Annotated in this window: 1 pseudogene; it reads right to left on the reverse strand. The window is 69.2% G+C overall.

Annotated elements, in window-relative coordinates:
- Positions 1-44 precede the first annotated feature (44 nt).
- Positions 45-464, reverse strand: a pseudogene (locus FQ705_RS01115) (4-amino-4-deoxy-L-arabinose transferase); the annotation flags it as partial.

The following is a 464-nucleotide window of genomic DNA, read 5'->3' on the forward strand; positions in this document are numbered from 1 at the left end:
GACGATGCAGACGAGCGAGACGGGATTCATCGGTTCGGCTTTCCTCAGGATTGGGGCTTCTCGACGACCACGCGGCGGTTGTCGCGCGCGATCAGCTTCATCGGCAGGCCGGCCTTGAGCAGCGCCTCGTAGCGCTCGGGGCGCATCACCGCGATCGCGGCGGGCTCGGCGCGCCAGCGGCGCTCCCATTCCTCGATGGTCGGCACCCATTTCTGCGGCTCGCGCGAGATGCCGAACGTGAGTTCGTCCTGGTAGGACACCAGGGTGGTGGTATGGCCGACGTAGAAGGGCAGCGTGTGGTCGAGCATCTCGACCGCGTAGAACGGCGTGTCGGGCGGCAGCCTGGCGAATTCGGCGCGGATCGCCGGCGCCAGCAGCGCGCCCGAGCTGTAGCGGCCGAAGGCGTCGTGGCCGGTGCCGCCGATGGTGCCGAGCAGCAGCCAGGCGAGGCCGAACACGAAGGC

It is taken from the genome of Paraburkholderia sp. BCC1884, assembly GCF_900996225.1.
Taxonomy (GTDB): Bacteria; Pseudomonadota; Gammaproteobacteria; order Burkholderiales; family Burkholderiaceae; genus Paraburkholderia.